Annotated in this window: 23 protein-coding genes; 10 read left to right on the forward strand and 13 right to left on the reverse strand. The window is 49.4% G+C overall.

Going from position 1 to position 24,275, the window contains the following annotated elements:
* The first annotated feature begins 4 nt into the window (after positions 1-4).
* From ACPLJI_RS00480 to hisB, 3 genes are read left to right on the forward strand one after another with little or no spacing between them, the layout of a single operon-like run.
* Positions 5-676: a TOBE domain-containing protein gene (locus ACPLJI_RS00480; protein ID WP_424730910.1), complete on the forward strand. Its 672-nt coding sequence runs from the start codon at positions 5-7 to the stop codon at positions 674-676.
* A gap of 18 nt (positions 677-694) precedes the next feature.
* On the forward strand, positions 695-925 hold the full coding sequence (locus ACPLJI_RS00485) for an indolepyruvate ferredoxin oxidoreductase subunit alpha (protein WP_424730911.1): 231 nt from the start codon (positions 695-697) through the stop codon (positions 923-925).
* The gene (gene hisB / locus ACPLJI_RS00490; RefSeq protein WP_424730912.1) at positions 891-1,466 is read left to right on the forward strand and encodes an imidazoleglycerol-phosphate dehydratase HisB; all 576 of its coding nucleotides are present in this window, start codon (positions 891-893) and stop codon (positions 1,464-1,466) included. The genes ACPLJI_RS00485 and hisB overlap by 35 nt, the downstream gene beginning before the upstream one ends.
* Positions 1,467-1,751: 285 nt before the next feature.
* Here hisB and ACPLJI_RS00495 read toward each other — a convergent pair whose 3' ends face one another.
* The 6 genes from ACPLJI_RS00495 to ACPLJI_RS00520 form a co-directional block, all read right to left on the reverse strand.
* Positions 1,752-2,582: a F420-dependent methylenetetrahydromethanopterin dehydrogenase gene (locus ACPLJI_RS00495; RefSeq protein WP_424730913.1), complete on the reverse strand. Its 831-nt coding sequence runs from the start codon at positions 2,580-2,582 to the stop codon at positions 1,752-1,754.
* Between the two features lie 168 nt (positions 2,583-2,750).
* Complete coding sequence (locus ACPLJI_RS00500) at positions 2,751-3,164, reverse strand: cysteine peptidase family C39 domain-containing protein (RefSeq protein WP_424730914.1); 414 nt, start codon at positions 3,162-3,164, stop codon at positions 2,751-2,753.
* A 224-nt stretch (positions 3,165-3,388) separates the two neighbouring features.
* The gene (locus ACPLJI_RS00505; protein ID WP_424730915.1) at positions 3,389-4,423 is read right to left on the reverse strand and encodes a hypothetical protein; all 1,035 of its coding nucleotides are present in this window, start codon (positions 4,421-4,423) and stop codon (positions 3,389-3,391) included.
* Positions 4,407-5,489 (reverse strand): oligosaccharide repeat unit polymerase family protein, encoded by a 1,083-nt coding sequence (locus ACPLJI_RS00510; protein ID WP_424730916.1) that lies wholly within the window; start codon positions 5,487-5,489, stop codon positions 4,407-4,409. The genes ACPLJI_RS00505 and ACPLJI_RS00510 overlap by 17 nt, the downstream gene beginning before the upstream one ends.
* A 1-nt stretch (position 5,490) precedes the next feature.
* On the reverse strand, positions 5,491-6,834 hold the full coding sequence (gene cfbB / locus ACPLJI_RS00515; protein WP_424730917.1) for a Ni-sirohydrochlorin a,c-diamide synthase: 1,344 nt from the start codon (positions 6,832-6,834) through the stop codon (positions 5,491-5,493).
* A gap of 97 nt (positions 6,835-6,931) precedes the next feature.
* On the reverse strand, positions 6,932-7,312 hold the full coding sequence (locus ACPLJI_RS00520; RefSeq protein WP_424730918.1) for a hypothetical protein: 381 nt from the start codon (positions 7,310-7,312) through the stop codon (positions 6,932-6,934).
* 636 nt (positions 7,313-7,948) lie between these two features.
* Between ACPLJI_RS00520 and ACPLJI_RS00525 the strand changes: the two genes are divergently transcribed.
* Entirely contained in the window at positions 7,949-9,055 is a 1,107-nt protein-coding gene (locus ACPLJI_RS00525) for a radical SAM protein (protein WP_424730919.1), read from the forward strand.
* 18 nt (positions 9,056-9,073) lie between these two features.
* Here ACPLJI_RS00525 and ACPLJI_RS00530 read toward each other — a convergent pair whose 3' ends face one another.
* The 4 genes from ACPLJI_RS00530 to ACPLJI_RS00545 all read right to left on the reverse strand — a co-directional run bounded on the left by ACPLJI_RS00530 (position 9,074) and on the right by ACPLJI_RS00545 (position 12,970).
* Positions 9,074-9,373 carry a hypothetical protein gene (locus ACPLJI_RS00530; protein WP_424730920.1) on the reverse strand — a complete coding sequence of 100 codons (300 nt, stop codon included), beginning with the start codon at positions 9,371-9,373 and terminating at the stop codon, positions 9,074-9,076.
* A gap of 4 nt (positions 9,374-9,377) precedes the next feature.
* Positions 9,378-10,145 (reverse strand): ParA family protein, encoded by a 768-nt coding sequence (locus tag ACPLJI_RS00535; RefSeq protein WP_424730921.1) that lies wholly within the window; start codon positions 10,143-10,145, stop codon positions 9,378-9,380.
* A 109-nt stretch (positions 10,146-10,254) separates the two neighbouring features.
* Positions 10,255-12,072, reverse strand: coding sequence for a threonine--tRNA ligase (locus ACPLJI_RS00540; RefSeq protein WP_424730922.1), 1,818 nt, complete (start codon positions 12,070-12,072; stop codon positions 10,255-10,257).
* Between the two features lie 151 nt (positions 12,073-12,223).
* Positions 12,224-12,970: a TrmB family transcriptional regulator gene (locus ACPLJI_RS00545; protein WP_424730923.1), complete on the reverse strand. Its 747-nt coding sequence runs from the start codon at positions 12,968-12,970 to the stop codon at positions 12,224-12,226.
* A gap of 87 nt (positions 12,971-13,057) precedes the next feature.
* Between ACPLJI_RS00545 and hcp the strand changes: the two genes are divergently transcribed.
* Together hcp and ACPLJI_RS00555 are read left to right on the forward strand one after the other, a co-directional pair.
* Complete coding sequence (hcp, locus tag ACPLJI_RS00550; protein WP_424730924.1) at positions 13,058-14,533, forward strand: hydroxylamine reductase; 1,476 nt, start codon at positions 13,058-13,060, stop codon at positions 14,531-14,533.
* A 4-nt stretch (positions 14,534-14,537) separates the two neighbouring features.
* Positions 14,538-14,855 carry a cupin domain-containing protein gene (locus tag ACPLJI_RS00555; protein WP_424730925.1) on the forward strand — a complete coding sequence of 106 codons (318 nt, stop codon included), beginning with the start codon at positions 14,538-14,540 and terminating at the stop codon, positions 14,853-14,855.
* 53 nt (positions 14,856-14,908) lie between these two features.
* Here ACPLJI_RS00555 and ACPLJI_RS00560 read toward each other — a convergent pair whose 3' ends face one another.
* Positions 14,909-16,144 (reverse strand): MgtC/SapB family protein, encoded by a 1,236-nt coding sequence (locus ACPLJI_RS00560; RefSeq protein ID WP_424730926.1) that lies wholly within the window; start codon positions 16,142-16,144, stop codon positions 14,909-14,911.
* A gap of 84 nt (positions 16,145-16,228) precedes the next feature.
* Here ACPLJI_RS00560 and ilvD point away from each other — a divergent pair, with 84 nt between their 5' ends.
* From ilvD to argS, 3 genes are read left to right on the forward strand one after another with little or no spacing between them, the layout of a single operon-like run.
* Positions 16,229-17,878, forward strand: a complete 1,650-nt coding sequence (ilvD, locus tag ACPLJI_RS00565; protein WP_424730927.1) for a dihydroxy-acid dehydratase — start codon at positions 16,229-16,231, stop codon at positions 17,876-17,878.
* Between the two features lie 11 nt (positions 17,879-17,889).
* Positions 17,890-18,327, forward strand: coding sequence for a signal peptidase I (locus ACPLJI_RS00570; protein ID WP_424730928.1), 438 nt, complete (start codon positions 17,890-17,892; stop codon positions 18,325-18,327).
* Positions 18,328-18,342: 15 nt separating this feature from the next.
* Positions 18,343-20,025, forward strand: coding sequence for an arginine--tRNA ligase (gene argS, locus ACPLJI_RS00575; RefSeq protein WP_424730929.1), 1,683 nt, complete (start codon positions 18,343-18,345; stop codon positions 20,023-20,025).
* A 167-nt stretch (positions 20,026-20,192) separates the two neighbouring features.
* On the opposite strand, the gene argF is transcribed toward argS, so the two are convergent.
* Together argF and purD are read right to left on the reverse strand one after the other, a co-directional pair.
* Positions 20,193-21,092: an ornithine carbamoyltransferase gene (gene argF, locus ACPLJI_RS00580; RefSeq protein WP_424730930.1), complete on the reverse strand. Its 900-nt coding sequence runs from the start codon at positions 21,090-21,092 to the stop codon at positions 20,193-20,195.
* Between the two features lie 12 nt (positions 21,093-21,104).
* Positions 21,105-22,418: a phosphoribosylamine--glycine ligase gene (gene purD / locus ACPLJI_RS00585; RefSeq protein ID WP_424730931.1), complete on the reverse strand. Its 1,314-nt coding sequence runs from the start codon at positions 22,416-22,418 to the stop codon at positions 21,105-21,107.
* A 131-nt stretch (positions 22,419-22,549) separates the two neighbouring features.
* Here purD and ACPLJI_RS00590 point away from each other — a divergent pair, with 131 nt between their 5' ends.
* A complete protein-coding gene (locus ACPLJI_RS00590; RefSeq protein ID WP_424730932.1) occupies positions 22,550-24,274 on the forward strand; it encodes an acetolactate synthase large subunit in 1,725 nt (574 codons plus the stop codon).
* Position 24,275: the final 1 nt, after the last annotated feature.

The raw sequence follows: 24,275 nt of genomic DNA on the forward strand, positions 1-24,275 counted from the left end.
TATAATGAGCTTCAGCTTCAGAATCGCCATTGACGGAACCGAAGTCCCTGTGGATGAGAGAAGGTTCAGACTTCTCAGGCTAATCCAGAGCAGGGGTTCAATAAGCAGAGCAGCAGAGGAGGCGGGTATCCCCTACCGCAGCGCCCTTGCATATATAAGGAACCTCGAGGAACTCCTGGGTGAAGAGGTTGTTGAAACCAGAAGGGGTGGAAAGGGGGGTGGTGGGGGTAGCAGACTCACAGAAACAGGCGTCAGGGTCGTTCTTGAGTATCTTAAATTAAAGAGGGCCCTTGAAAGGCAGGTTTCCAGTAACGAAATCCAGGGAACTGTTGAGGAGATCTCAGGGGATGGTTCAAGAATAAGGGTGGGAAATCACCTCCTGGAGGCACCAATGGTTGAGGGGTTATCCCCTGGAGATGAGGTTATACTCCTCGTTGACCCTGAGGATATTGTGCTCATGGGTGAAAGGTATGATACCAGCATGAGGAACACGGTTCCCGGAACTGTTACAGGCCTTGAACTGGAGGGGGACATCGTGACTGTCAGGATCAATACAGGGGGCATTGAACTCAAAACCCGCATAACACGTGAATCCCAGAGAAAACTGAATCTCAACCCTGGATCCGATGTATATGCAGGTTTTAAGGCTGTTGCTGTTACTGTTCTTAAGATATGAAGGGTTGGTGGTGATTTAATGAAGATCATAGTGGATCCAGATAAATGTACCGGATGCTGTGAGTGCCGGGAGGCCTGTCCCAAGGGGGGCAAGATATGGACCATAGGCAGGAGGAACCCTGCCCGGGCCTCAAATCTTGAATTCTGCCACCAGTGCATGATATGTGCAAGTAAATGTCCTGAAGGCGCCATAAGGATCATAAGGGATGATAACTATGAGAAGAAGTCTGAAGACCAGGGAAACCCTTGAAACCCATGTTAAGGTTGATCTTAACCTTGATGGTAGTGGAAGGTCAAATGTGAATACAGGTCTTGGATTCCTTGACCACATGCTTGGATCACTAGCCCGTCACGGGCTCATGGACCTTGAGGTGGAGGCAAGGGGTGATCTGGAGGTGGACGACCACCACACGGTTGAGGATGTTGCGCTGACACTGGGTGAGGCCCTCAGGGAGGCCCTTGGTGATGGGAAGGGTATAAGGAGGATGGCCCACGCCATGGTCCCCATGGATGAGTCCCTGGCCACCGTTGCACTGGACCTGGGTGGAAGACCTTACACCGTACTTGAACTTGAGTTCAGTGGTACCAGGATTGGGGATGTCTCATCGGATAATATAGGGCATTTCTTTGAGTCATTTGCGGCTTCTGCGGCCATTAACATCCACGCATCTGTGAGGGGAAGTAACGACCACCACAAGGCCGAGGCACTCTTCAAGGCACTTGCACTTGCACTGAGGGACGCTGTACACGTTGAACACGATATAATTCCAAGCACCAAGGGCAGATTGTAGAGACTCCACAGAGAATGTGTGGATGCCAACCTATCCTTAATTATAAAGCAGAGTATAATCCTGAAGCTGGGGCTGGCCTTCTATTCTGATCGGTACATATTTACAGAGAGTCATGCCCCGGCACCAATGATACGATGGAGTATACACCCAGAGGTACCCCGCGAAACCCTTCAACTGATCCCACCGGCAATGATACGATGGAGTATACACCCACTCTGGAACCTGGTGACAGATGAGAATCAATTAAAAGCTCATTCATGAAGAAAAAATAAGGTGGTTGAAGATCTATTCTGGCTTGGCCAGAAGATCCGTCTTGCTAAGTGTTTCGCCTTCCTTACCGTGTGGTGTTCTCAGCACGGTGTCATTGGCCTTTTCGATTTCCCTTGCTTCAACTGCAAGTCTGGCAGCTGCAGAGAGCATTTCGTGTGCTGAGGCAACGATTGGTATGTACTGGTCAGGGTCCTGTACCATGAAGCAGCCCCTGACGTCTATGTCAGCCACCTTGGTTGCTATCTCATATGCAGCCATTGCCTTGGCCCTTGCATATGGGTTGGTGTAGCCTGCTGCTTCAACTGCCTTATCTGTGTCTATTACAACCTGTGGAAGTTCAGGTGCCTTTCCGGCTTCAACATCCGCGATCATTGCATCAATTGTGTTCTGCACAACCCTGTATGCGCCTGTGAATGCAAGAACCTTTATAACGTCTGAGTTGAAGGATGCCATCTCTGTTGGGTCCAGGAACTCCCTTCTTGCCCCTATCATCGGGTCGGCTTTTACTATTATGTATCCAAGGCCCTGCTCCTCGATTTCATCCTTGACCCTGAGGCCGGGTGCGTCACCTATAATCATGGCTGGGACATCAGCCGCTGATAGGAGCTCCCTTGCCTTTGCAGGGCCAGGTGCGCCAGGGTTTGGGCTTATGAATATAACAAAGTCCCTATCCATTTCAAGCATGGTTGGTACTGCCCTTTCGATTTCATCGGGGTTCATCTTTGCACCTGAACCCACGACACAGACATCTATGTTGGGCCGGTCTGCCCTCTCATCAAGTAACAGGTCCAGCACAGGTGAGGTCCCGATGTTACCACATTTTATTATACCAATTTTTACAACCATTAGATCACCAGAATCTTATTATTTTGCACCTTATTAAGTATTTTATGATTTAAAGATTATGATTAAGCTTTTATACCAGTAGTATATTTTTTATCCTTTCTGGGATCATCATGATTAAAATTTAAATTATAGTTAATATCTTAATCACTTAATTTAATATCGGATTTATTAATCCTCCTCCCTTTCAACCACAAGAACGTTGCCTGTGAATATTTTTGAGAAGATCTCCCTCCTTATTCTGATCCTCCCCATGGCAGGGTCAGCCAGTGTGATGTTTCTATCATCAACCGATAGAACAACGGTGTAGTGTGCTGTGTCCCCATACCTTACAAATGCTATGTGGTTCCTCCTCAGATCCGATATTTCCATCCTGACTCCCCTTGCACTCAATCCCTTTGAGGTTGCTGCGAGTATCAGTCCATACATCGTGGTACCTGATTCGTCTGTACCTGCAAGCTCTGCAAGCTCGGTCTCGCTGCAGTGAACTCCAAGGTTTCTGAGAACCGTGGCAAGCGCAGCCGGGCCACAGCTGTAGCCGCTGCTCTGCCTCACTATAACCTCATCACCCAGAGACGATTTCATATCAAAAACCTCCATTTTAATACCAGTGTTCATAATAAATTATGAATTGTTATTAATAAATGTATATGATTGAAGTGTCGCGGAGCAGAACCCCATGAAATCAGGTGCACCACAGTGCTTTGCTCCAGATGAAAAAGAGCTCAAACAAGAAGCTAAGAAATGGATTAACCATCGTCCAGAGTGGTGCTCCTGTGAAGAATTAAGGGGGTGATGGTATCCATCAGCTACCTGAAGCCTTTTCGGGCATCCCAGATGCGCCTCATAGATCTCAATCCACCCCTGGGCCCGGCGATTTCATGGAAATCATCAATGAGCACCATCAATTTTTTGACGGCACGCTCAGCATCCTCCAAAATTCCAGAGGATTCAGGTGGTTTCACATCATCCACCACCTCTTCCAGGATGGCAGAGTCAACCACCGGTATTCCCACCTCACCTGCAAGGTCCACACTGGCATGTCTCTCATGGAAGCCCCGGAGCTTAATTGCTGGAACACCCAGCACCGCAGCCTCGATTGTGAGACCCATTCCTGCACCGTATATTACAAGGTCAGCGGAGGCCATGAGGGATGGCAGATCAACAAAACCCTCAAGGACCTCCGTCTTCTCTGAACCTACGAGGCTCCTCACATAATGTGGACTGAAGCGGAAGGGTACCACGATGATGCGTCTTCCAAGGGATTCAACTCCGGATATGAGGTCAGGTATATCCCTCTTTCGCAGGTCACCTCCAAGGACCAGGAGGGTGTAATTCCCAATACCGGGGTCCTCAATCTGGAGGCGGCTCACATAGAGTGCATGGGGATAGCCCCCTATTACCTCAACATTCTCAAGGAGGTACTCATCCTCGAGGTAATCCCTGTAACGGGTGGAGGGTGCGGTTACAATGTCTGCAAATGCGATCATTTCAATGGGGTTGTATATGTCCTGTTCAACATGAAGGACCCCCTTCCCTCGAAGATATGATGCGGCGATGGCCTTCCTCACATCCCCTGCATTCCCGCATGTGAGCACAAGATCCGGTTCTATCCTACCAAGGTGGCGCCAGGTGGTTGCAATATCCCTCAGAACAAGGTAAGCGATTTCCATCCTGCCTCCTGATCTGCTCCTGCTGGTTCCCATGGAATAGTATTCCTGACAGAGGTTCCCCAGGACCTCCCTCACCCCCACACCATGGCACAGGCAGTGGTATTCATGTTCAGATCCCTGCATCAGGGGATGAAAGGTCTTTGCAGGTGCAAGTTCAGCTGCAACTGCCACTTTCAGGGTAACACCTCCAGAGGACGTACAGAATTGATATGAGAGAAATCATATAGAATAACCAGACCACAAGGTCTGTTGGACCTGTTTCAATCCAGATTATCGTATGAGCCAGAATTATTGAGTAAAGACCTGTGAAGATACCATTCACTGCCATCTGAATCCTGTGAATGAATCCAAGAATCAGACCCAGCATGAACATCTGGATAAGCATTGCAGGAAGCCCGAAGTCCAGGAGAGGGGGTCCAAATATGAGTGATGTTGTTGAGTGCCTGTAGCCGAGCACCGCCTCACCGACGATTGCCCGTGGATCGGTTGAGTGCAGATATCCTGTCAGGGTATAATAGAGGAGTTTACCGCCGGTTGCCCCCTGGTGTTCCAGAAGTCTGTCAAATACCATGAGGGTGTATCCTGCCCTGTAGAGGAGAAGTTCCAGTGGATTGAGGGTCCATGTCTGCCATTCGATTGATTTAACAGCAATGTAACCAACCGCTACTGTCACAATGGCCAGAGCTGAGATTAGAAGGCCTATCTCACGGGGGGATGGCCTCGCAGAGTAGTAGATGGTTATGATGCCGCTCAGCAGTATAACAACAACTGTTGTCCTGTACCCTGTGAGGGCGAAGAGTGTGGCGCCAAGTACAAGTGGAATACAGTGCATCCTCCTGGGATAAGCTGCAAGAAGCATATTAACCGAGGGGAGGAATATGATGTATGAGAGAAGCCATATCTTCGTAACCGCCCTTGCCTTGAGGTGACCGCTTAGGAGTGGAATTCCCCCAAGCAGATAGAGGTTCAGTACCTGTAGGAGGATTCCTGTGGTGACAAGAAGGATCAGGAGCGTTTCACGGGGATTCGCTGGACTAAAAGGTTTTTCTGTTCGTATCATTCCAGATATGTGTGCTCCAAGGATGAATATACCTGCACCCAGGGCTATATAGAGAATTGAATCTCCTGATGGAAATTTAAGGCCCCTGATGCCCATCAGTGTCCCTGAAAGGGCAAGTACAAGGTATATGAGTAGTGCTATAATGACAGAATAGGGGGAGAATATATCAAACCTCATCCTAGAGCTCCCATGCATTCCTTGTGAAGTTTGCAGCAAAGGAGGGGCATGATGCTGCGTGTATGTGCACGTAACTTGCAAGGGCCGATTTGGAGGTTATTCCATCCATGGAATCCATTATACCCCTGCCCCTCAGCAACCTGAAGGCAAACCGCGCATCTCCGGTGACTGGGACCCTTGAGTAGTGGAACTCATGTCCCCTGAACACATCCCCCTCCCCTGTTATCAGGTTGTCAGAGACCGCCTCAGAGATCACGTAGCTCAGTCCCTGGACATTTTTCGTCATCTCAGCACTGTATGGGAACACACCACACATCTCACTCCCATCAATGGACCTCATCAGGTACATAAGGCCCCCACATTCCCCAAAGATGGGTCTGCCGTCTGCGTGAAACTTCCTCACTGACATCCTCATGGATCTGTTGGATTCGAGTTCCTCTGCAAATACCTCGGGGTAGCCACCCCCCATGTATACCGCGTCAACATCAGGCAGCTCCTCATCATGGAGGGGGCTGAAATAGACAACTGATGCCCCATTATCCTCAAGGGCCTCTATGTTCTCCCTGTAATAAAAGTTAAAGGCCTCATCAAATGCCACCCCTATTTTAACCTTCCTTTTATTCTCTCTCTGCCAGAGGGGTTCCCTGTCTCCATCAATTTTCCCTGCAGATGCCATTATATCCTCAAGGGCCTCAAGGTCCAGGTACTCCTCCATTGCACTGCCCCATTTCTCAATGTAGGATGCTATCTGTTCCCTTTCAACAGCAGGTACAAGTCCAAGGTGCCTCTGCTCAACCTCCAGTTCTGCACTCCTTGGTATTCCCCCCACAACCTCAGTGCCTGTGAGTTCCTCCACGGCCTCCTTTGTCTTGAGGTAGTGTCTTCTGTTCTTAACCTGGTTCAGAATAACCCCCCTGATTTTAACCTCAGGGTCAAGGGATCTGAAACCAAGTACCATGGCCGCCGCGCTTTTAACAAGGCTTCTTGAATTTATTATGAGAACCACGGGGGCTTTAAGGGCCTTTGCAACTGAAGCTGTGCTTCCAGTATCTCCAGTTGCGCTTATACCCTCATATAAGCCCCTAACACCCTCTATTATTCCCATTCTGGCTCCTGATATTTCCATTGCCCTCGTGAAGGCCTCCCTTATCTGGGCATCTGTCATGAAGAATGAGTCAAGGTTCCTTGAGATGTTTCCTGTTGCCATGGTGTGATAGGAGGGGTCTATGTAGTCCGGCCCCACCTTGAAGGGCTGAATGCCCCTATCTGAGAGTGCCCTCATTAGCCCTGTTGCTATGGTGGTCTTGCCAACTGCGCTCCCTGTCCCTGCAAGTACAAGTCTCATATATGAAACTCGATGCTACATTTATTTAAATTTTGGTGGATCGCAGCTTCTTAGGTTTCCCGGAATAAAAAAAGGATTTGTCAGAAATAATTGGGTTTCATCTTAGAAGGTATCTTGCCCTTGATGTATGTGACTTTCCATGAACAAGGCAGAAGTCGGCGTCGCATCTACTGCAGAACCACATCCCCTCAGGACATGTGGAGCCCTCCTCATACCTCAGTGTTCCATGACTGCCACAGAATGGGCAGTAATTCCTGAATCGTGACTTATGCTCTCTGTAATCCCCGTGGAGTGAACATGAACACCTTCCACTGGCCTCAACGTAATACGGGGTTACGGTGTGGAATGATGCTCCCACATCCCTTGATGTGCGTCTGTAGGCCCTGACATGTTTCCTTTTGAGGACTCTCTTTTTATAGTATGCCTTTGTATTGATTTTGGTGTACTTCTTATGATACTTCTTCGCATCCACCTTCATGGGTTTAGCGCTGATTTCAGTTCCTCCATCCTCCGCCTCAGAAGCGGTTATGCCCGCTGCAGCTATGGAGAATAGAAATAAAGATGCAATAAAAAGTCGCTTAATTTTACCGCCTCCAATCCAGAAAGATTATTTACTGTTCCCTCTGGATGTGAGGAATATAACTGTGACCTCATATATAAATATTTTGCCTCAGAATTGAAAAATAAGACGTTTAAGAACTCTTTTTTTCAATCAGAGCCTTCTAATTACTTTTTAAAAATTGAAGTGATGGGTGTGATCTTTTAATTTCTTCTTTAAATCACTGTGACACTACAGTTTCCTTTTTTCAAAAAAAGAGCCCTATTAAACCGTTTTTTAAATCGAATGCTCTGATGGTTTATTTAAGGGGGTGCAGAGGCGCCATTCTGAGAGGATCAACCGGGTTAAAAAACACCCGTATTTATATAAGGACATGAAACAGATGATTTGAAATTTTAAACTTTTCTGATAATTTATAATCTAATTTAAGTCGATTTAATGTCTTAAAATCAATTATAATCCTTTCAGATCATCCATTCCATCTCCATCCAATCACTGCAGATTCCACAAGGCCCTGATAAAATTAGTTATAGAACCACAGACATATTGTTCTACATGAGTCTTGCTGAAAGGGTCCAGGTTCTGAGTGACAGTGCCCAGTTTGACCTCTGCGACCAGAGTGCAGACCCCTCCCAGCGGAACCCATCGGTGCCTGGTATCTACTACACAAGTTACCGGGGCTGCAGGGTGCCCCTCTTTAAGGTTCTGCTCACCAACAGGTGCTGTAATGACTGCAGGTACTGTATAAACAGAGCAGAGAAAGAGCCTGTTGAACTGAAGCCTGAGGAAATTGCAGGAATATTCCTTGAGTACTATGAGAGGCGCTATGTTGATGGACTCTTCCTCAGCTCCGGTGTGAGCAGGGACCCTGATGAAACCATGGAGAAGCTCCTGGAGACACTCAGAATCCTGAGACTTGAGGGTTATGGTGGCTACATACACCTCAAGATCATACCGGGCTCATCCATGGACACTGTAAGGAGGGCCATGGAACTTGCAAGTAGGGTGAGCATCAACCTTGAGACCGCGACCAGGGATGGTCTTGATGAACTTTCATCCACCAAGGACTACAGTGTTGACATCCTGCGAAGAATGAGGTGGATCAGCAGGTTCAAAAAGAGACACCCTGAACTTGCACCCTCAGGTCAGAGTACCCAGCTGATGGTTGGGGCTGTTGATGAAACAGATGAGGATATTGTTAAACGTGTTAAGTGGATCTACGATAGATACTCCCTGAAGAGGGTGTACTTCAGTGGTTTTCAGCCCATTGAAGGCACCGAACTGGAGAAACGTGCGGAGGCAGATCCCCTGCGTGTCTTCAGACTCTATCAGGCAGACTCCCTTCTGAAGTCCTATGATTTCAGTGTTGATGAGCTGAGGTTCAGTGGTGGTTACCTGGACACCTCTGTGGATCCAAAGTACGCCGCAGCCATGGAGATGGATATCTTCCCCGTGGACCTCAGGAGTGCCCCCTATCATGAACTCATCAGGGTTCCTGGAATAGGACCAAGGTCAGCCAGAAAAATAATTGAACTAAGGAAAAATGTTAACCTCACCCCTGATCTCCTTAAGGGAATGGGAGTGAGGCTGGGGAGGGCCGAGCCCTTCATATACCTTGACGGATCCCAGACAACCCTCAGCAGCTGGAATGGTAAGGATTGACTCACTGTAGGGATTAACTCACTGTAGTTCAGAGAACATTTCCCATATTTCAGGGTACTTCTCCTTCACCGCCCTTTCTATGAGGTCCGATGCCTCCCTGCTTATGCTGAACTCTGGCTGTGTCTTTTTCAGGTACCTGAGGACAGCTGCAGACCTTGCAGACCAGAGTGTTATGCGGGGGTTACGTTTAACCTCCCTTATAACAGCCTCAACCTGCACATCCACAGGTGCCGTGTCTGCAGTCTCCTTCACTTCCTTCCTTGTCCTTGACTGGATGAGTGCATCGAGTCCCATTCCAAGGCCCTTCTTCTGTGTCATGATATCACTCCATGTCCAGTATTTCGGCTGCGAGTTTCATGTAGGCCCCTGTACCTGTGCTCTCAGGGTCATAGGTGATGCATGGTTTCCCATGGCTGGGGGCCTCTGCAAGGCGTACATTTCGCGGTATCCTTGTTCTGAAGATGTTCTCCCTTTCACCGAAGAACCTTTCAACCTCCCTCTGCACGTCCCTTGCAAGGCGTGTTCTCGAGTCGTAGAGGGTTATGAGTATCCCCTTTATGGGGCAGGGGCTCTGGAGACGTTCCTCAACAAGGTTCATTGTCCTGAGAAGGTCGGCCATCCCCTCGAGGGCATAGTACTCTGCCTGTATTGGTATTATGACGCTGTCGGATGCCACCAGGGCATTGAGTGTGAGTATCCCCAGTGAGGGCGGGGCGTCTATGAATATGTAGTCGAATTCATCCCGGACGTCCCCCAGAGCCTCCTTGAGGATTGCATGGTAGCCTATCTCGCTGCTGAGTTCTATCTCTGCACCGCTCAGCGATATGTTGCTTGGTGCAAGGTATAGGTCCTGGAGTTCTGCGGGCAGTATCACATCCCTGAGGTCTGCCTTTCTGCTGAGTACGGTGTAGATGGTTGAGTCCAGTTCAGATTTATTCACACCGAACCCTGTTGTTGCGTTGCCCTGGGGGTCCATGTCAACCACCAGCACCCTCCTCTCAAGGAGTGAAAGGGCTGCTGAGAGGTTCACTGCCGTTGTTGTCTTGCCACAGCCCCCCTTCTGGTTTATGATTGAAATTATCTCTCCCATTGAATCACCATCAGACTGATTTAGGATGATCACTTGGAACTTAGAATTTAGAACTTATAAATTATATCTTATAAGTTATAACTTATAATAAAACGTGTTAAAAAAATTTTTAGAAGTTGATTCTCTCTGAAAGTCTGGCCGGGAGGGGAAGTCTCCTGAAGGGCATTCCCTGGGTCTCTGATCTGACGAGTTCAATGAGCTCATTGAGATCCATCTGAACCTTTTCACCGGTGCTTCTGATGTTAACAGTGAGTTTGCCCTCAAGTTCGCTGTCACCCACAACCACCACGTAGGGTACCCAGTCCTGGGCAGCGTTCCTTATCTTCTTACCAAGGGTCTCTGCTCTGTCGTCAAGGTCCGCCCTCACATCATTTGCCGTCATCTCTGATACAAGGGACTCTGCAAATTCAAGGTGGCGCTCGGCAATGGGAAGCACCCGTACCTGTGTCGGTGAAAGCCACACAGGTAGCATGGGTGGTTTTTCATCCATCTCAATGGCCGTCTTTTCAAGCAAGCTGCATATAACCCTTTCTATGCTCCCTGTTGGGCTGCAGTGGAGGATTATGGGGTTCATCTCCTCCTCATCACTGTTAACATAGGTTATACCAAATCTTTCACCGCTTTCAACATCTATCTGCACCGTTGGGTTCTCTATTGGCCTTCCAAGGTAATCTATGGCTGCGAAGTCCATCTTGGCAATCCAGTAGTGCTTCCTTGATGGTAGAAGTTCAAGGAGTATCGGTTTCCCTATCCTATCCGCCACTGAGTGCACCCACTCAGAGTAATTCTCATAGAAATCCCTGGTGGCTCTGAATATAACCTCATAGTTCACCTGGAGGTCATCGCCTGTCTTCATGCACATCTCCACCTGACCTGCAAACTCATTGAGGGCCTGTTCAAGGTCGGCGCATACCGTGTGAAGGTCGGGCATTGTAAAGCCCCTGAGCCTTTTGAGGCCAACCACCTCACCCTTCTTCTCAAGCCTGAAGCTGTAGGTGGAGAGTTCATATATTGATGCTGGAAGATTTTTCCACGTGAGAAACGAATCTGAAAGTATCCTGAAGGCCCCGAAACAGCATGCATATCGCAGCATGAGCTCCTTCTTGTTCCTCATCCTGTACTGCCTTTCACCGAATTTCTCTGCATGGACCCTTATGGCCTCGTCCTCAAGGTCGTACATTATGGGGGTCTCAACCGGCATTGCCCCCTCACTGGTTACGAGCATGTAAACGTAGTCTGCAAGAAGATCCCTTATCAGCCTTCCCCTGGGGTACCATCTGAGGTGTCCCACATCGGCTGACGGTTCATAATCCGCCAGTCCCTTCTCCCTCATGATTCTAACGTGTGGTGGCTCCTCACCGGATGATTCAAGCTCACCCAGTTCATACTTCACAAGGTTTTCAAGGTCCCTGCTGGTGAACTCAAATTCTTCAGGTCTGATTTTCTGGCCCTTATGGAGTATGAACCACTCTGATTCCTCTGATTCCTCCTCCTCTTTTATGGGCTCCGGCCTTATGGTTCTTGAGAGCTCTGATAGTGGGTGGCCCTTGCAGGATATTCTGAATGCCTTGTACCAGCCAAAGGGGACCCTTGAGACCTCAAGTCCCCTCTCCCTCAGTGTCTCTTCCATGCCCTCAAGAACCCTGCGGGCTGTCTCAGGGGAGCTCAGTGATGAGCTGAGATGTGCATATGGGTATATAACCACATTATGAGCCTTAACATCACCAAAAACCCTTACTATTTCATTTACCGCATTTTCAATAACCGAATCTGGGTTCTCCTCATCCTCAGCCTCCACCGCTGTGAAGACCACAAGAGACTCGGAGAAATGTCCCTGCATTTTATCTTCAGCTATTTCCTCCGCTATCCCTGTTTTGTTCTTTGTCTCGTATTCCAGGTAATCAGAGTGAATTAACAGTATCCTCATGCCATCACCTTGTAAGAATAATATAATGTTATTGTTTTAAGGGCGAAGGTTTTTAAATATTGCCTATCATGTACACAGTAGCTGTAAAGGAATCCACAATACTGCAGTGAGTCACTGGGAAAGATCCGCCAGATCTGCATAAATGGTGTTTCTAGATAGCTCCTGCCCCCCAATATGATTTCCCATACCATATGCTGTCAAATATCCTCGAGTAATTCTCTGCTATCTCAGGGTACTGATTCCATATACCAATTGCAGTCTCAGGTATCGGTGATCCCTCAGGGGTGAACCTGGAGAATATCCACATCATCTCAGCTGAATCCCTCACAAACATCCGAACAGGAGGCATGCTCATGACCCTCACCTCACAGGGCAGATCAAATTCTGCAGGTGCCATTATCCTTATATCAGCACCTCTATCCACTATTCTCTCAAGTGCAGGGCGCAGCTCCCTCAGCTCACCCCTGAAGATGAATCCCATTCTCATTTTGAGTTCGGACCTGGTCCTTGATATGATCTCAAGTTCCTTCTTCATTATCTTCTCCTGTCCATGTATGAGCCATACCGGGGCCGGCACCCTCGCAACCTGGTCCTCGTAGGTCCGCTTGAGCTGGTGCATGGCCTCATCCAGTTCCTTCATTATTCTCCTCTTCTCCCTCCTGAAAACATCTGCAGGGGGAACCACATGGTACCTGAGGGGTTTGCCGCGCTCCACCTCCACAAATCCCCTGTCTGAAAGCTGCCTCAGAACCTCATAGATTCTCGACCTCGGGATTCCTGAGGCCTCAGCAGCCTCTGATGCACCTGCAGATACCAGTGAAACCATTGCACTGTATGCAGCTGCCTGATAGTCCGTAAGTCCCATGAGTCTAAGTGCATTCCTCACCTTCCTCTCCAAACAGACACCTCTAGTGTTACATTTTATACTCAAATAGTGACAAAACCTATATATAATTTCCTGTCAATTTTTAATATGGTGATTGAAATGAAGTACCGCTGCAAGGTATGTGATTACATATATGACCCTGATGTGGGTGACCCCAGATCAGGCATAAAACCAGGGACCCCATTTGAAGAACTTCCAGATGACTGGCTCTGCCCGGTCTGCAACGTGGGCAAGGACCAGTTTGAACCCCTGAGGGGCGAGGTGAGGCGCGTGAGGCCAGAGGATATAGACATGTTCTGCTACCAGTGCTCCCAGACAGTCCGGGGAAAGGCATGCACAGTAAAGGGAGTCTGTGGAAAGGAAGCGACAGTGGCAAGACTCCAGGACAACCTTCTATTTGCTATAAAGGGCATTTCAGCCTATCTTTACCATGCCAGGGAACTTGGGTACACCGATGAGGTGGTGGATGCATTCCTTGAGAGGGGATTCTACTCAACACTCACCAACGTGAACTTCGATGCAGATGAATTTGTAAGCCTCGCCCTTGAGGCTGGTGAAATGAACTTGAGGACCATGAAACTCCTCAAGAAGGCCCACATAGACACCTATGGTGAACCTGAACCCGCAGAAGTCCGGGTGGGTGCCCTTGAGGGTCCCGCCATAATAGCAACAGGTCACAGCCTGAAGGCGCTTGAAGAGCTGCTCAAGCAGACCGAAGGTACAGGTGTGAACGTGTACACCCACTCAGAGCTGCTTCCAGCCCACGGTTACCCTGGACTGAGGAAGTACCCGCACCTTGCAGGGCAGCTTGGAGGACCATGGTTCGACCAGAGGGAGACCTTCTCACGCTATACTGCTGCTGTGCTCGGAACATCAAACTGCGTGCTGCTTCCACGCGACAGTTACAGGGAGAGGATGTTCACCTGTGGAGTTGCCGGTCTTCCGGGGGTTGAACATGTAGAGGGCTACGACTTCAGTCCTGTGATAGAGAAGGCCCTTGAACTTCCACCCCTTAAAGAGGAGGAGGCCACCACTCTCACAACTGGTTTCGGTCTCTCAACAATCCTATCACTTGCAGACAAAATAGAGGAACTTGTGGAGGAGGGTAAAATCAGGAGGTTCTTCCTTGTTGGCGGCTGCGATTCACCACTCCCCAGGGCAAAGTACTACACTGAATTTGTGCGGGGGCTCCCTGAGGATACGGTTGTTCTCACACTGGCCTGCGGCAAGTACCGTTTCAACTCAATGGACCTGGGTGACATCGAGGGGATCCCCAGGCTCATAGACCTGGGACAGTGCAACGACTCCATAGTTGCAGTGGAGCTTGTGGAGGCGCTTAGCAACCTCTTCAATATGGATGTGAATGAGCTGCCCCTCAGCATAGTCCTCAGCTGGATGGAACAGAAGGCCGCTGCAATACTGTGGAGCCTCCTATCACTGAACCTCAAGGGCATGTACATAGGTCCCATACTGCCTGGATGGGCCAACGATGACATCATAAATGTGCTTGTTGATAACTATGAACTCACACCAATAGGTGACCCTGAAGAAGATATCAGGAAGATGCTCGGGTGATTGGATGGAACTCAGGGGAAAGGTTCTGAAACTGAATGAACTGATTGACCACCAGAAAGATTCGGTGGTGAGCAGGGAGATCATCAGGAAGGATGCAGGTACTGTGACCCTCTTTGCCTTTGACAGTGGTCAGGGTCTCAGTGAACACACTGCACCATTCGATGCCATGGTCCAGGTGATCGAGGGTGAGGCAGAAATTACAATAAGCGGGGAGAAGAACCGTGTGGCTGCAGGTGAGATGATAATAATGCCAGCCAATGAGCCCCATGCGGTGATGGCGGTGAAACCCTTCAAGATGCTCCTCACCATGATAAGGTCATGAGTGCGTGGTGGATTCAATAGGACAGGTTCCAACAGCCCTGAAATCCAGAATAACTAGATCCCCATAAGGCCAACCGCCACTAGACCGGTGCCCACAATGACAAGGAAGAGGGTCCCCACCCTTTTCCCGAACATTTTTGTGCCAAGTGCCAAGGCTATTCCACCCTTTATAATTGTGTTTGAGACTCCAGCGAGGGTTATGGCAGTTGCGGCTGTTGAAGAGCTTACAGAACCCCCCGCTGCCAGTAAAGACATGCTCACAGTTATGGCATCCACATCTGCAAATCCCGAGATCACAGCAGCTGCCAGAACACCTCCACGGCCAAGGTAAACGTTCGCAGCCTTGGACAGGAATAGGATAACCATGAAAATCGCCCCGAATATGAGTGCAGGCTTAACAGAGAAGGGGTTTTCGATTTTAATATCCTGATCAATCTTTGATGGTGACCTGATGAACAGAACACCCAGAGCCATCCCGGTTACCCCCATGGCAAGCAGGGGAAGTGCAACGTACCCCATCAGTGAGGGGTTTATGACAGAGACCTCCAGCAGTATCCTGAAAAACATCATTGAACTTGAAACAACCGTAGCGAATACAGCCGGCCTCATGAGGTCATCAGATTCCCTCACACGCCCTGCCATCGCCGTAACCACAGCCGTACTCGACACCAGACCCCCTATTATTCCGGTGACGCTGAGACCCCTATCCGGGCCTGCTATCTTCATTGCAATGTAACCCGCATAGCTTATCGCTGATATGAACACCACCATCAGCCACACCTGATAGGGGTTGAAGACCCCCCACGGGCCAAGTGGTGTATCCGGAAGAAGCGGGAGAATCACAAAGGCTATTACAAGGAATTTTATTGTATCTATCATCTCCCTCTCGCTTATCCTCCTTACAGCAATGTGAATGTACCTTTTAAGGGCAAGGAGCGCCGTTACAATGATTGCAAGCATTGCTGCAAGCCTGTAATCACCTGAAAAGCACATTGCACCTAGAATAAAAGTTATAAACGCTGCAACTTCCCCAGTTATCCCTATATCCCCATCATCCCTTGTGCTCACGATGTAGCTTGCAGATACTATGGCAACCAGACCCAGAAAGGCAAGAGGGAGCATCAGGGAAAAAATCCCTGATAGATACGCTGAAAGGGCCCCCATGAGTGATATCAGGATGAATGTTCTTATACCTGCAAATTCTGTCCCCCCTGTCTTCCTTTCCCTCTCAATACCCACCAGGGCTCCCAGGGCCAGGGCTATCAAAAACTTAATTACCGGGAAATCCATGTTATAATATATGACAGTTAAATTAATATTATTTATTCCATGATAATTAATAATAATCCGGGTGATGATAATAACGGTGATTCCATGAAAAGTGATACCATAAAGAGGGGAATACAGAGGGCACCCCACCGATCCCTCCTCAGAGCATGTGGTCTGACAGACCAGGACTTTGAAAAGCCATTCATAGGAATAGCCAGCAGCTACACGGATATCGTGCCAGGCCACCTGCACCTCAGAGAACTTGCAGATGAGGTCAGGGCTGGAATAAACGCTGCAGGTGGAGTTGCATTTGAATTCAACACCATGGCCATATGTGACGGTATAGCCATGAACCATGAGGGCATGAAGTACTCCCTTGCATCAAGGGAGATAGTCGCAGATACCGTGGAGAGCATGGCAAAGGCCCATGCCCTTGACGGACTTGTCCTTCTTCCAACCTGTGATAAGATAGTCCCCGGTATGCTAATGGCCGCTGCAAGACTTGATATACCATCAATAGTGGTCACCGGCGGCCCCATGCTACCCGGGGAATTCCAGGGAAGAAAGGTTGACCTCATAAATGTGTATGAGGGTGTAGGCGCCGTGAGTGCAGGTGAAATGAGTGAGAATGAACTTGCCGAGCTCGAAAGATGCGCCTGTCCCGGCCCGGGTTCATGCGCAGGGCTCTTCACAGCCAACACCATGGCCTGCCTCACAGAGGCCCTGGGTATGAGCCTCCCTGGATGCGCAACGGCACATGCTGTAAGCTCAAAAAAGAGGCAGATTGCAAGGCTCTCAGGTTACAGGATAGTGGAGATGGTGAATGAGAACCTCAAGCCAACATGGATAATGAGCAGGGAGGCCTTTGAGAACGCTGTGATGGTTGATCTTGCACTTGGAGGTTCAACCAACAGTACACTTCACATCCCGGCCATAGCAGCTGAGATAGAGGGCCTGGACATCAACCTTGATGTCTTTGATGAGCTGAGCAGGAGAATACCCCACATAGCATCGATCTCACCTGCAGGTGAGCATATGATGATAGACCTTGATAGGGCCGGGGGAATACAGGCCGTCATGAAAACCCTCAGGGATCACCTCAACACCAGCTGCATGACCTGCACAGGAAAAACCGTCGCTGAGAACATGAGAGATGCCAGGGTGAGGGACACCACAGTTATAAGACCCCTGGATGACCCGGTCCACAGGGAAGGCGGCCTCGCCATACTCAGGGGTAACCTGGCACCCAGGGGCTCTGTGGTGAAGCAGGGAGCTGTTGCAGATGATATGCTTGTCCATGAGGGCCCGGCCAGGGTATTTGAAAGTGAAGACAAATGTGTTGAGGCAATATTCAGTGGAGAAATAGCCGAGGGAGATGTTATCGTCATAAGGTATGAGGGACCCAAGGGTGGCCCTGGTATGAGGGAGATGCTGAACCCAACCTCTGCAATTGCGGGTATGGGGCTCGAAAGGGTGGCCCTTATAACCGATGGAAGGTTCTCAGGGGGTACCAGGGGGCCATGCGTTGGTCACGTCTCCCCCGAGGCAATGGAGGATGGGCCCATAGCAGCTGTGAGGGATGGGGACACAATAAGGATAGATATACCCTCAAGAAAAATTGAGGTTGATCTGACGGAAGACGAGATCAAAAGAAGAATTGAATCTGCAGAAAAACCGGAACGCCACGTTAGGGGATGGCTTGCACGCTACAGAAAACTTGCAGGTTCAGCAGATACAGGTGCCATTTTAAGATGATGGGTGTAATCATGAGCGATGATAAAAGGGAATGGGTTGAAGCAGCAGCATACATTCTCCTCCTCTTACTTGCTGTTGTTGCATCACAGCACATGAACGTGGTTGTATCAGGAAGCATGGAGCCAGTGTTCTACAGGGGAGACATAGTGATAATCGAAAAGAGCAACTTTTTCGGCATAAAAGAACTGAACCCTGAAAACATACAGAAGGGTGACATAATAATCTATGACGCCACATGGTTCCCCGAGCCAGTTATACACAGAGTTATAGCCGTCGAAAAGGATAAAAAAGGCGAGAAATATTACATCACAAAGGGTGACAACAACCCATCACCTGACCCTGCACCTGTGTATCCCCCACAGGTCGAGGCAAGGGTCATAACGGTGGGTTCAAATCCACTGATAATACCCAAGGTGGGCTACATAACACTCTGGCTTAAGGGACTCTGAAGGCAGGTGAGGAAATTGTTCAGATACATTGAAAACAGTGCAAGGGATTCAATAACCGGAGCGCTTGAGAAGCTCCAGCTACCAGTACCCTCAGAGATCAAACTGGAGGAACCACCAAACCCCCAGCTGGGGGATCTTGCATGCACGGTGGCCTTTGAACTTGCAGGTGAACTCAAAAGGCCTCCAATGGAGATAACCTCCGATATAATGTCTGTTATTGAAAATCATGAGATATTTGAGGCCGTCGAATCAAAGGGGCCCTACATAAACTTCTTTGTTGATTATGGAAAGCTTTCAAGAAAACTCCTTGAACTCATGGATGATGGGTACGGGTCCCATCCAGAGAGGGGTGAGAAGATAATCCTTGAGCACACCTCTGCAAACCCCAACGGCCCGCTGCACATAGGGCATATAAGGAATGCCATCATCGGGGACTCACTTGCAAGGATACTCAGAAAGGCAGGATACCAGGTTGAAACCCAGTATTATGTCAATGACATGGGGCGCCAGATAGCCATGATAGTCTGGGGTCTCCTGAACCTCCAGAGAAACCTGGATGACTACCCCGGAGATAAAAAGGACCACAGGGTTGGAAGGCTTTACCTGGAGGTTAACCGGAAACTCGAGGAGGATCCGGGTATAAAGGACGAGGTTGATGAACTCCTGAGGAAATACGAGGTCGGTGAGAACGGTGAGACCTTCAGGGAGGTTGTTGATTACTGCCTCGATGGGATGAAGGAGACCATGCGGAGGCTCCATGTCCGCCACGACCGGTTTGTATGGGAGGGGGAACTGGTAAGGGATGGAACTGTTGGTGAGGTTATAGAATCCCTCAGGAAAACAGGGCTCACCCATGAAAATGAGGTCCTCTACCTTGACCTTGAGGACTTTGGCATTGAAAAGGAGCTTGTACTCACACGTTCAGATGGAACATCCCTCTACTCAACAAGGGACATAGCCTACCATCTCCAGAAATCCCGTGAAGGTGATATTCTCATCGACGTCCTTGGATCCGACCATAAACTTGCAGCAGAGCAGGTGGGAATCGCTGTGGATCTCCTTGGTGGTAAGAAGCCAGAGGTCATATTCTATGAGTTCATAACACTCCCCGAGGGCTCAATGTCCACAAGGCGGGGCGTCTTCATATCAGTGGATGAACTGATGGACGAGGCCCACAGAAGGGCACTTGGAGAGGTTAAGAAGAGGAGAGAACTTCCAGATGAAGTTGCAGATGATATTGCTGAGGCCATCGGCAACGGGGCCATAAGGTACTATATAGCACGTCTGTCACCCGAGAAGCATATTGTATTCAGGTGGGATGAGGCCCTCAGCTTTGAACGGGGCTGTGCATCCATACAGTACGCCCATGCAAGGGCATGCAAACTCCTCAAGAAGGCATCCTTCAAGGGTGATGAGGACATTGAAGACGGCTGGGAACCTGAAGAGGATGAAAGGGAACTTGTGCGTCTCCTTGCCCGTTTCCCTGTGGTTGTTGAGGATGCTGCGATGGCAAGGAGGGTCCACCCAGTGGCGCAGTACGTGCAGGACCTTGCGAATGCCTTCAACAGTTTCTACAGATCCACGCCGGTCATCGGGTCTGAATTTGAGGGTGCGAGGCTGAGGCTAGTTGATTCTGTTAGAATCGTAATCAGAAATGCCCTGGGTCTTCTGGGTATACATGCCCCTGAGACCATGTGAATCAATTTTTCAGCTGCTTGAACTGTATTCAGAAAAAAGGATTCCCGGTGGCAAATAAATGTACCGGAAGGCTGGCATGGTCAGTGGGGCGTTGGATAAAGAGACCCCCTACATCCTCAAGCTCTTTATCATGCATTCATCATCTGAAGAGTGCATCATCAACACTCTCAACCCATGAGCCAGTGCATTATCGCCTTCTGTGCATGTAGCCTGTTTTCTGCCTGATCCCATACAACTGACTGCGGCCCGTCGATGACATCAGAGGTTGTCTCCTGCCCCCTCACAGCTGGAAGACAGTGCATGAATATGGCATTCCTGGATGCCAGCTTCATGAGCTCTGAGTTCACCTGGTACGGCCTGAATACCCTGAGGCGTTCATCCGCCTCTTCCTCATAGCCCATGCTGACCCAGACATCGGTGTAGACAACATCCGCGCCATCAACAGCTTCCTTAGGATCATGGAGCACCCTTAATTCTGAACCGGTTTTTCTGGCGATTTTCTCTGCCCTTTCAGTGATCTCTGGGTCGGGTTCATAGCCTGGGGGGCAGGCAACGTCCATGTCCATCCCCAGCATTGCTGTTATGAGGAGCAGTGAGTTGCAGACGTTGTTACCATCCCCAACGAATACCAGTCTACCGCTGAAGTCCCCCAGTTTCTCCCTCACAGTCTGCATGTCAGCCAGTGCCTGGCATGGGTGTTCAAGATCCGTAAGTCCATTTATAACAGGCACAGAAGACTCTGATGCAAGTTCAACCACGTCTGAATGCCTTATGGCCCTTATCATGATTCCGTCAACGTATCTGCTGAGGGTCCTTGCTGTATCCGCTATTGGCTCTCCCCTTCCAAGCTGAAGGTCTGATGCGGATAGATAGAGGGGCTGTGCACCCAGCTGGGAGGCCCCAACCTCAAAGGATACCCTGGTTCGTGTTGATGATTTCTCAAAGATCATTGCAAGGGTACTGCCCTCAAGGACCTTCCCTGTGACTTTCCCTGCCTTGTAGTCATCTGCAAGGTCAAGGAGTGCCACCACGTCGTCCATATCGCATGCAGATAGAAGATGCCTCATCTGCCCAACTCCTCAGGACCGGAGGTCCTCCATGTGCTTCACCCTCTTCTCAACAAGCTCCCTGGTACCTATATCTCTCCGGTGGTAGAGCCTTCCCTTCACGTGGCCCGTGGCATTCTCACAGAGCTCCTCTGCAGAGTATATGTCCTCTGCAAGGGCCACCAGTGCAAGTGCCCTGGATGAAGAGGTGTATATTGTGCTGTTCTCCTGATTAACCGCTGCATAGTACGTTATAACCCCCATGTCCTCTATCTTATCCTCTTCAACCCTTATTTCAGATCCTGCGACCCCCTTATCAGGGTACCCATGGGGTACAAGGTACTTGCAGACCGTTGCAAGGTTCCTGAAACTTGCCCCCCTGAGGTTTCCGTCCACGATTCCCTCACAGATCTCAAGCATGCTGGACTCAAGGAGTGGGAGGACATTCATTGCCTCAGGGTCTCCGAAACGTGCATTGTACTCTATGAGTTTCGGTCCGTCGGCTGTGAGCATGAACTGTCCATAGAGAACCCCCTTATATTGTCCTGCCTCCATTTTAATTGCATCGATTGTCTTCTGCATTATCTCAACTGCTTCATCATAGTCCTTCCGTGTTAGGAATGGTAGAAGCCCATCTGAGTCTGAGTATGAACCCATCCCTCCTGTTATCGGGCCCTGGTCACCCTCATATGCATGCGGGTGGTCCTGTACAGCAGGCATTGGCACGATACGCTTGCCGTCAGAGAAGGCCTGGACAGTGAATTCCTCCCCAACAACCCTTTCCTCTATAACAACGCTTGCATGGCCGCCTATACGATTATCTATTACCTGGCATGCGTATTCAATTGCCTCTGAGTTGTCCTGGAGGTGTTCACCGACTATCTTAACACCCTTACCGCCTGTAAGTCCCACTGGCTTTACTACAGTCTCCCCCTCAAAGTTATCCATGAACTCCCTGAGTTCATCCCTGTCATCAAAGACACGGTAGGTTATTGAACCGGGGATACTGTAACTTTCAAAGAGTCTGCGCATGAATGATTTGTCTGTCTCAATTCTGGCAGCCTCCCTGGTGGGCCCCACCGATGGTATTCCTGCTTCCTCAAGGGCATTGACCAGCCCGGCCTCAAGGGGTGCCTCTGGACCTATGAACGCCATGTCCACACCCTTACTGGATGCGAAATTGACCACACTTTCTGTGTCAACCTCAGGAGCAACCATGAATTCACTGGCAAGCCTTGATATACCGGGGTTCCTGTTACCCATCACAGAGTATATTGTTGCCTCATCTGCCAGCGCACTGCATATGGCATGTTCCCTTGCTCCTGTTCCCACAACAAGTATTTTCATCGGATAATCCTCCCTGAAATTGATAAACTTAAATCTCCCTATTGTTTTATATAACCTTACCACTTACCTTTATTATGTATTTATAAGAAATATGTCATTAATAATAATGATAGATTTTCAAGGTGTTTCCAATGAAAGGTGGCCAGGCAATAATCAGATCACTTCTGGATCAGGGAGCAGACACCGTATTCGGATACCCCGGTGGACAGTTACTGCCACTCTATGACATGCTATATGATTCCGAACTCAGACACATCCTTGTAAGACATGAGCAGTGCGCAGCCCACGCCGCAGATGGATATGCAAGGGCCTCAGGAAGGGTGGGGGTCTGCATAGCAACCTCGGGTCCAGGGGCCACAAACCTTGTAACCGGCATTGCAACAGCCTACATGGACTCCTCACCAATAGTTGCAATTGCAGGTCAGGTCCCCACACACCTCATCGGGAATGATGCCTTCCAGGAGGTGGACATGATAGGCATAACCATGCCCATCACAAAGCACAGCTTCCAGCCAGCTGATGCAAGTGAAATCCCCGCAATGGTAAGGGCAAGCTTTCACATAGCAAAAACAGGTCGTCCTGGCCCAGTTGTCATAGACCTTCCAAAGGACATACAGGAACAGGAGGTTCAGGACCCCCTTGAGGAGCTGGACCTTCAGGGCTACAGGCCAACCCTCCGGGGCCACCCGCTCCAGATAAAGAGGGCTGCGGAGCTCATAAAAAGGTCAAAAAAGCCCGTTATACTGGCGGGTGGTGGGGTGATAATATCAGGGGCCTCAAAGGAAATCATGGAGTTATCAGAACTCATAAAGGCTCCTGTTACCACCACACTCCTCGGTAAGGGTTCTTTCCCTGAGGACCATCCTTCGGCCATGGGAATGCTGGGTATGCACGGCCGCAAGGTTGCGAACCTCACAGTGGATGAGTGTGACTGCCTCATAGCAGTTGGATGCAGATTCTCAGACCGCACAACCGGTAATGTTGCAGAATTCGCCCCCAATGCCAGAATAATACACGTGGACATCGACCCCGCCGAGATAGGTAAAAACGTGGCCGTTGATGTCCCCATAGTGGGTGACGCCAGAAAAGTCCTTGGTGATCTTATAGAAAAACTCAAAAAACAAGGCGAAAGGGATGATGAGTGGCTGAAGGGAGTTCAGAAATTCAGAAAAGACTGTATGCCAAGGATGAGTTATGAAGAAGTCCCTCTGAAACCCCAGCAGGTTATAAAGGAGATAAGCCATGTCCTGGATGATGAAACAGTTGTTACAACAGATGTGGGACAGAACCAGATGTGGATGGCCCACTTCTACACCTCCAGGGCACCGAGAAAATTCATATCATCAGGTGGCCTTGGGACCATGGGTTTCGGTTTTCCTGCGGCCATAGGGGCCAAGGTTGCTCTTCCAGAGAATGACGTTGTGGCTGTCTGTGGCGACGGCGGATTCCTGATGGTCTGCCAGGACCTTGCAACAATAAGGGAATACGACATACCCGTTGTGATATGTGTCATGGACAACCGCCACCTGGGCATGGTTGCCCAGTGGCAGCGACTCTTCTATGATGAGAGGATGTCCCATACACACCTCGGTGAGGTCCCAGATTTCGTTAAACTGGCTGAATCATTTGGAATTGAGGCTGAAAGGGTTGAAAAACCGGGTGAAACCTCTGAAGCCCTTTCAAGAGCCATAAGATCAGGTGAACCAGCCCTGCTGGATATAGTTATAGATCCCGATGAGATACTCCCGATGGTTCCCCCGGGTTGCGGTCTGACCGAAATAGTGGGGGAGTACAGGGTTGAAAGGGAGCATCCCCAGGAAATAAGATACTCTGGAGTGAAGGCGGACGGTGATTGAT

It is taken from the genome of Methanothermobacter sp., from assembly GCF_049720995.1.
Taxonomy (GTDB): Archaea; Methanobacteriota; Methanobacteria; order Methanobacteriales; family Methanothermobacteraceae; genus Methanothermobacter.

Bases quoted from the DNA above. Each gene is read 5' to 3' on its own strand.
- ACPLJI_RS00480 (WP_424730910.1), top strand. From the start codon at position 5: ATGAGCTTCAGCTTCAGAATCGCCATTGACGGAACCGAAGTCCCTGTG.
- ACPLJI_RS00485 (WP_424730911.1), top strand. From the start codon at position 695: ATGAAGATCATAGTGGATCCAGATAAATGTACCGGATGCTGTGAGTGC.
- hisB (WP_424730912.1), top strand. From the start codon at position 891: ATGAGAAGAAGTCTGAAGACCAGGGAAACCCTTGAAACCCATGTTAAG.
- ACPLJI_RS00495 (WP_424730913.1), bottom strand. From the start codon at position 2,582: ATGGTTGTAAAAATTGGTATAATAAAATGTGGTAACATCGGGACCTCA.
- ACPLJI_RS00500 (WP_424730914.1), bottom strand. From the start codon at position 3,164: ATGAAATCGTCTCTGGGTGATGAGGTTATAGTGAGGCAGAGCAGCGGC.
- ACPLJI_RS00510 (WP_424730916.1), bottom strand. From the start codon at position 5,489: ATGAGGTTTGATATATTCTCCCCCTATTCTGTCATTATAGCACTACTC.
- cfbB (WP_424730917.1), bottom strand. From the start codon at position 6,834: ATGAGACTTGTACTTGCAGGGACAGGGAGCGCAGTTGGCAAGACCACC.
- ACPLJI_RS00520 (WP_424730918.1), bottom strand. From the start codon at position 7,312: ATGAAGGTGGATGCGAAGAAGTATCATAAGAAGTACACCAAAATCAAT.
- ACPLJI_RS00525 (WP_424730919.1), top strand. From the start codon at position 7,949: ATGAGTCTTGCTGAAAGGGTCCAGGTTCTGAGTGACAGTGCCCAGTTT.
- ACPLJI_RS00530 (WP_424730920.1), bottom strand. From the start codon at position 9,373: ATGACACAGAAGAAGGGCCTTGGAATGGGACTCGATGCACTCATCCAG.
- ACPLJI_RS00535 (WP_424730921.1), bottom strand. From the start codon at position 10,145: ATGGGAGAGATAATTTCAATCATAAACCAGAAGGGGGGCTGTGGCAAG.
- ACPLJI_RS00540 (WP_424730922.1), bottom strand. From the start codon at position 12,072: ATGAGGATACTGTTAATTCACTCTGATTACCTGGAATACGAGACAAAG.
- hcp (WP_424730924.1), top strand. From the start codon at position 13,058: ATGAAGTACCGCTGCAAGGTATGTGATTACATATATGACCCTGATGTG.
- ACPLJI_RS00555 (WP_424730925.1), top strand. From the start codon at position 14,538: ATGGAACTCAGGGGAAAGGTTCTGAAACTGAATGAACTGATTGACCAC.
- ACPLJI_RS00560 (WP_424730926.1), bottom strand. From the start codon at position 16,144: ATGGATTTCCCGGTAATTAAGTTTTTGATAGCCCTGGCCCTGGGAGCC.
- ilvD (WP_424730927.1), top strand. From the start codon at position 16,229: ATGAAAAGTGATACCATAAAGAGGGGAATACAGAGGGCACCCCACCGA.
- ACPLJI_RS00570 (WP_424730928.1), top strand. From the start codon at position 17,890: ATGAGCGATGATAAAAGGGAATGGGTTGAAGCAGCAGCATACATTCTC.
- argF (WP_424730930.1), bottom strand. From the start codon at position 21,092: ATGAGGCATCTTCTATCTGCATGCGATATGGACGACGTGGTGGCACTC.
- purD (WP_424730931.1), bottom strand. From the start codon at position 22,418: ATGAAAATACTTGTTGTGGGAACAGGAGCAAGGGAACATGCCATATGC.
- ACPLJI_RS00590 (WP_424730932.1), top strand. From the start codon at position 22,550: ATGAAAGGTGGCCAGGCAATAATCAGATCACTTCTGGATCAGGGAGCA.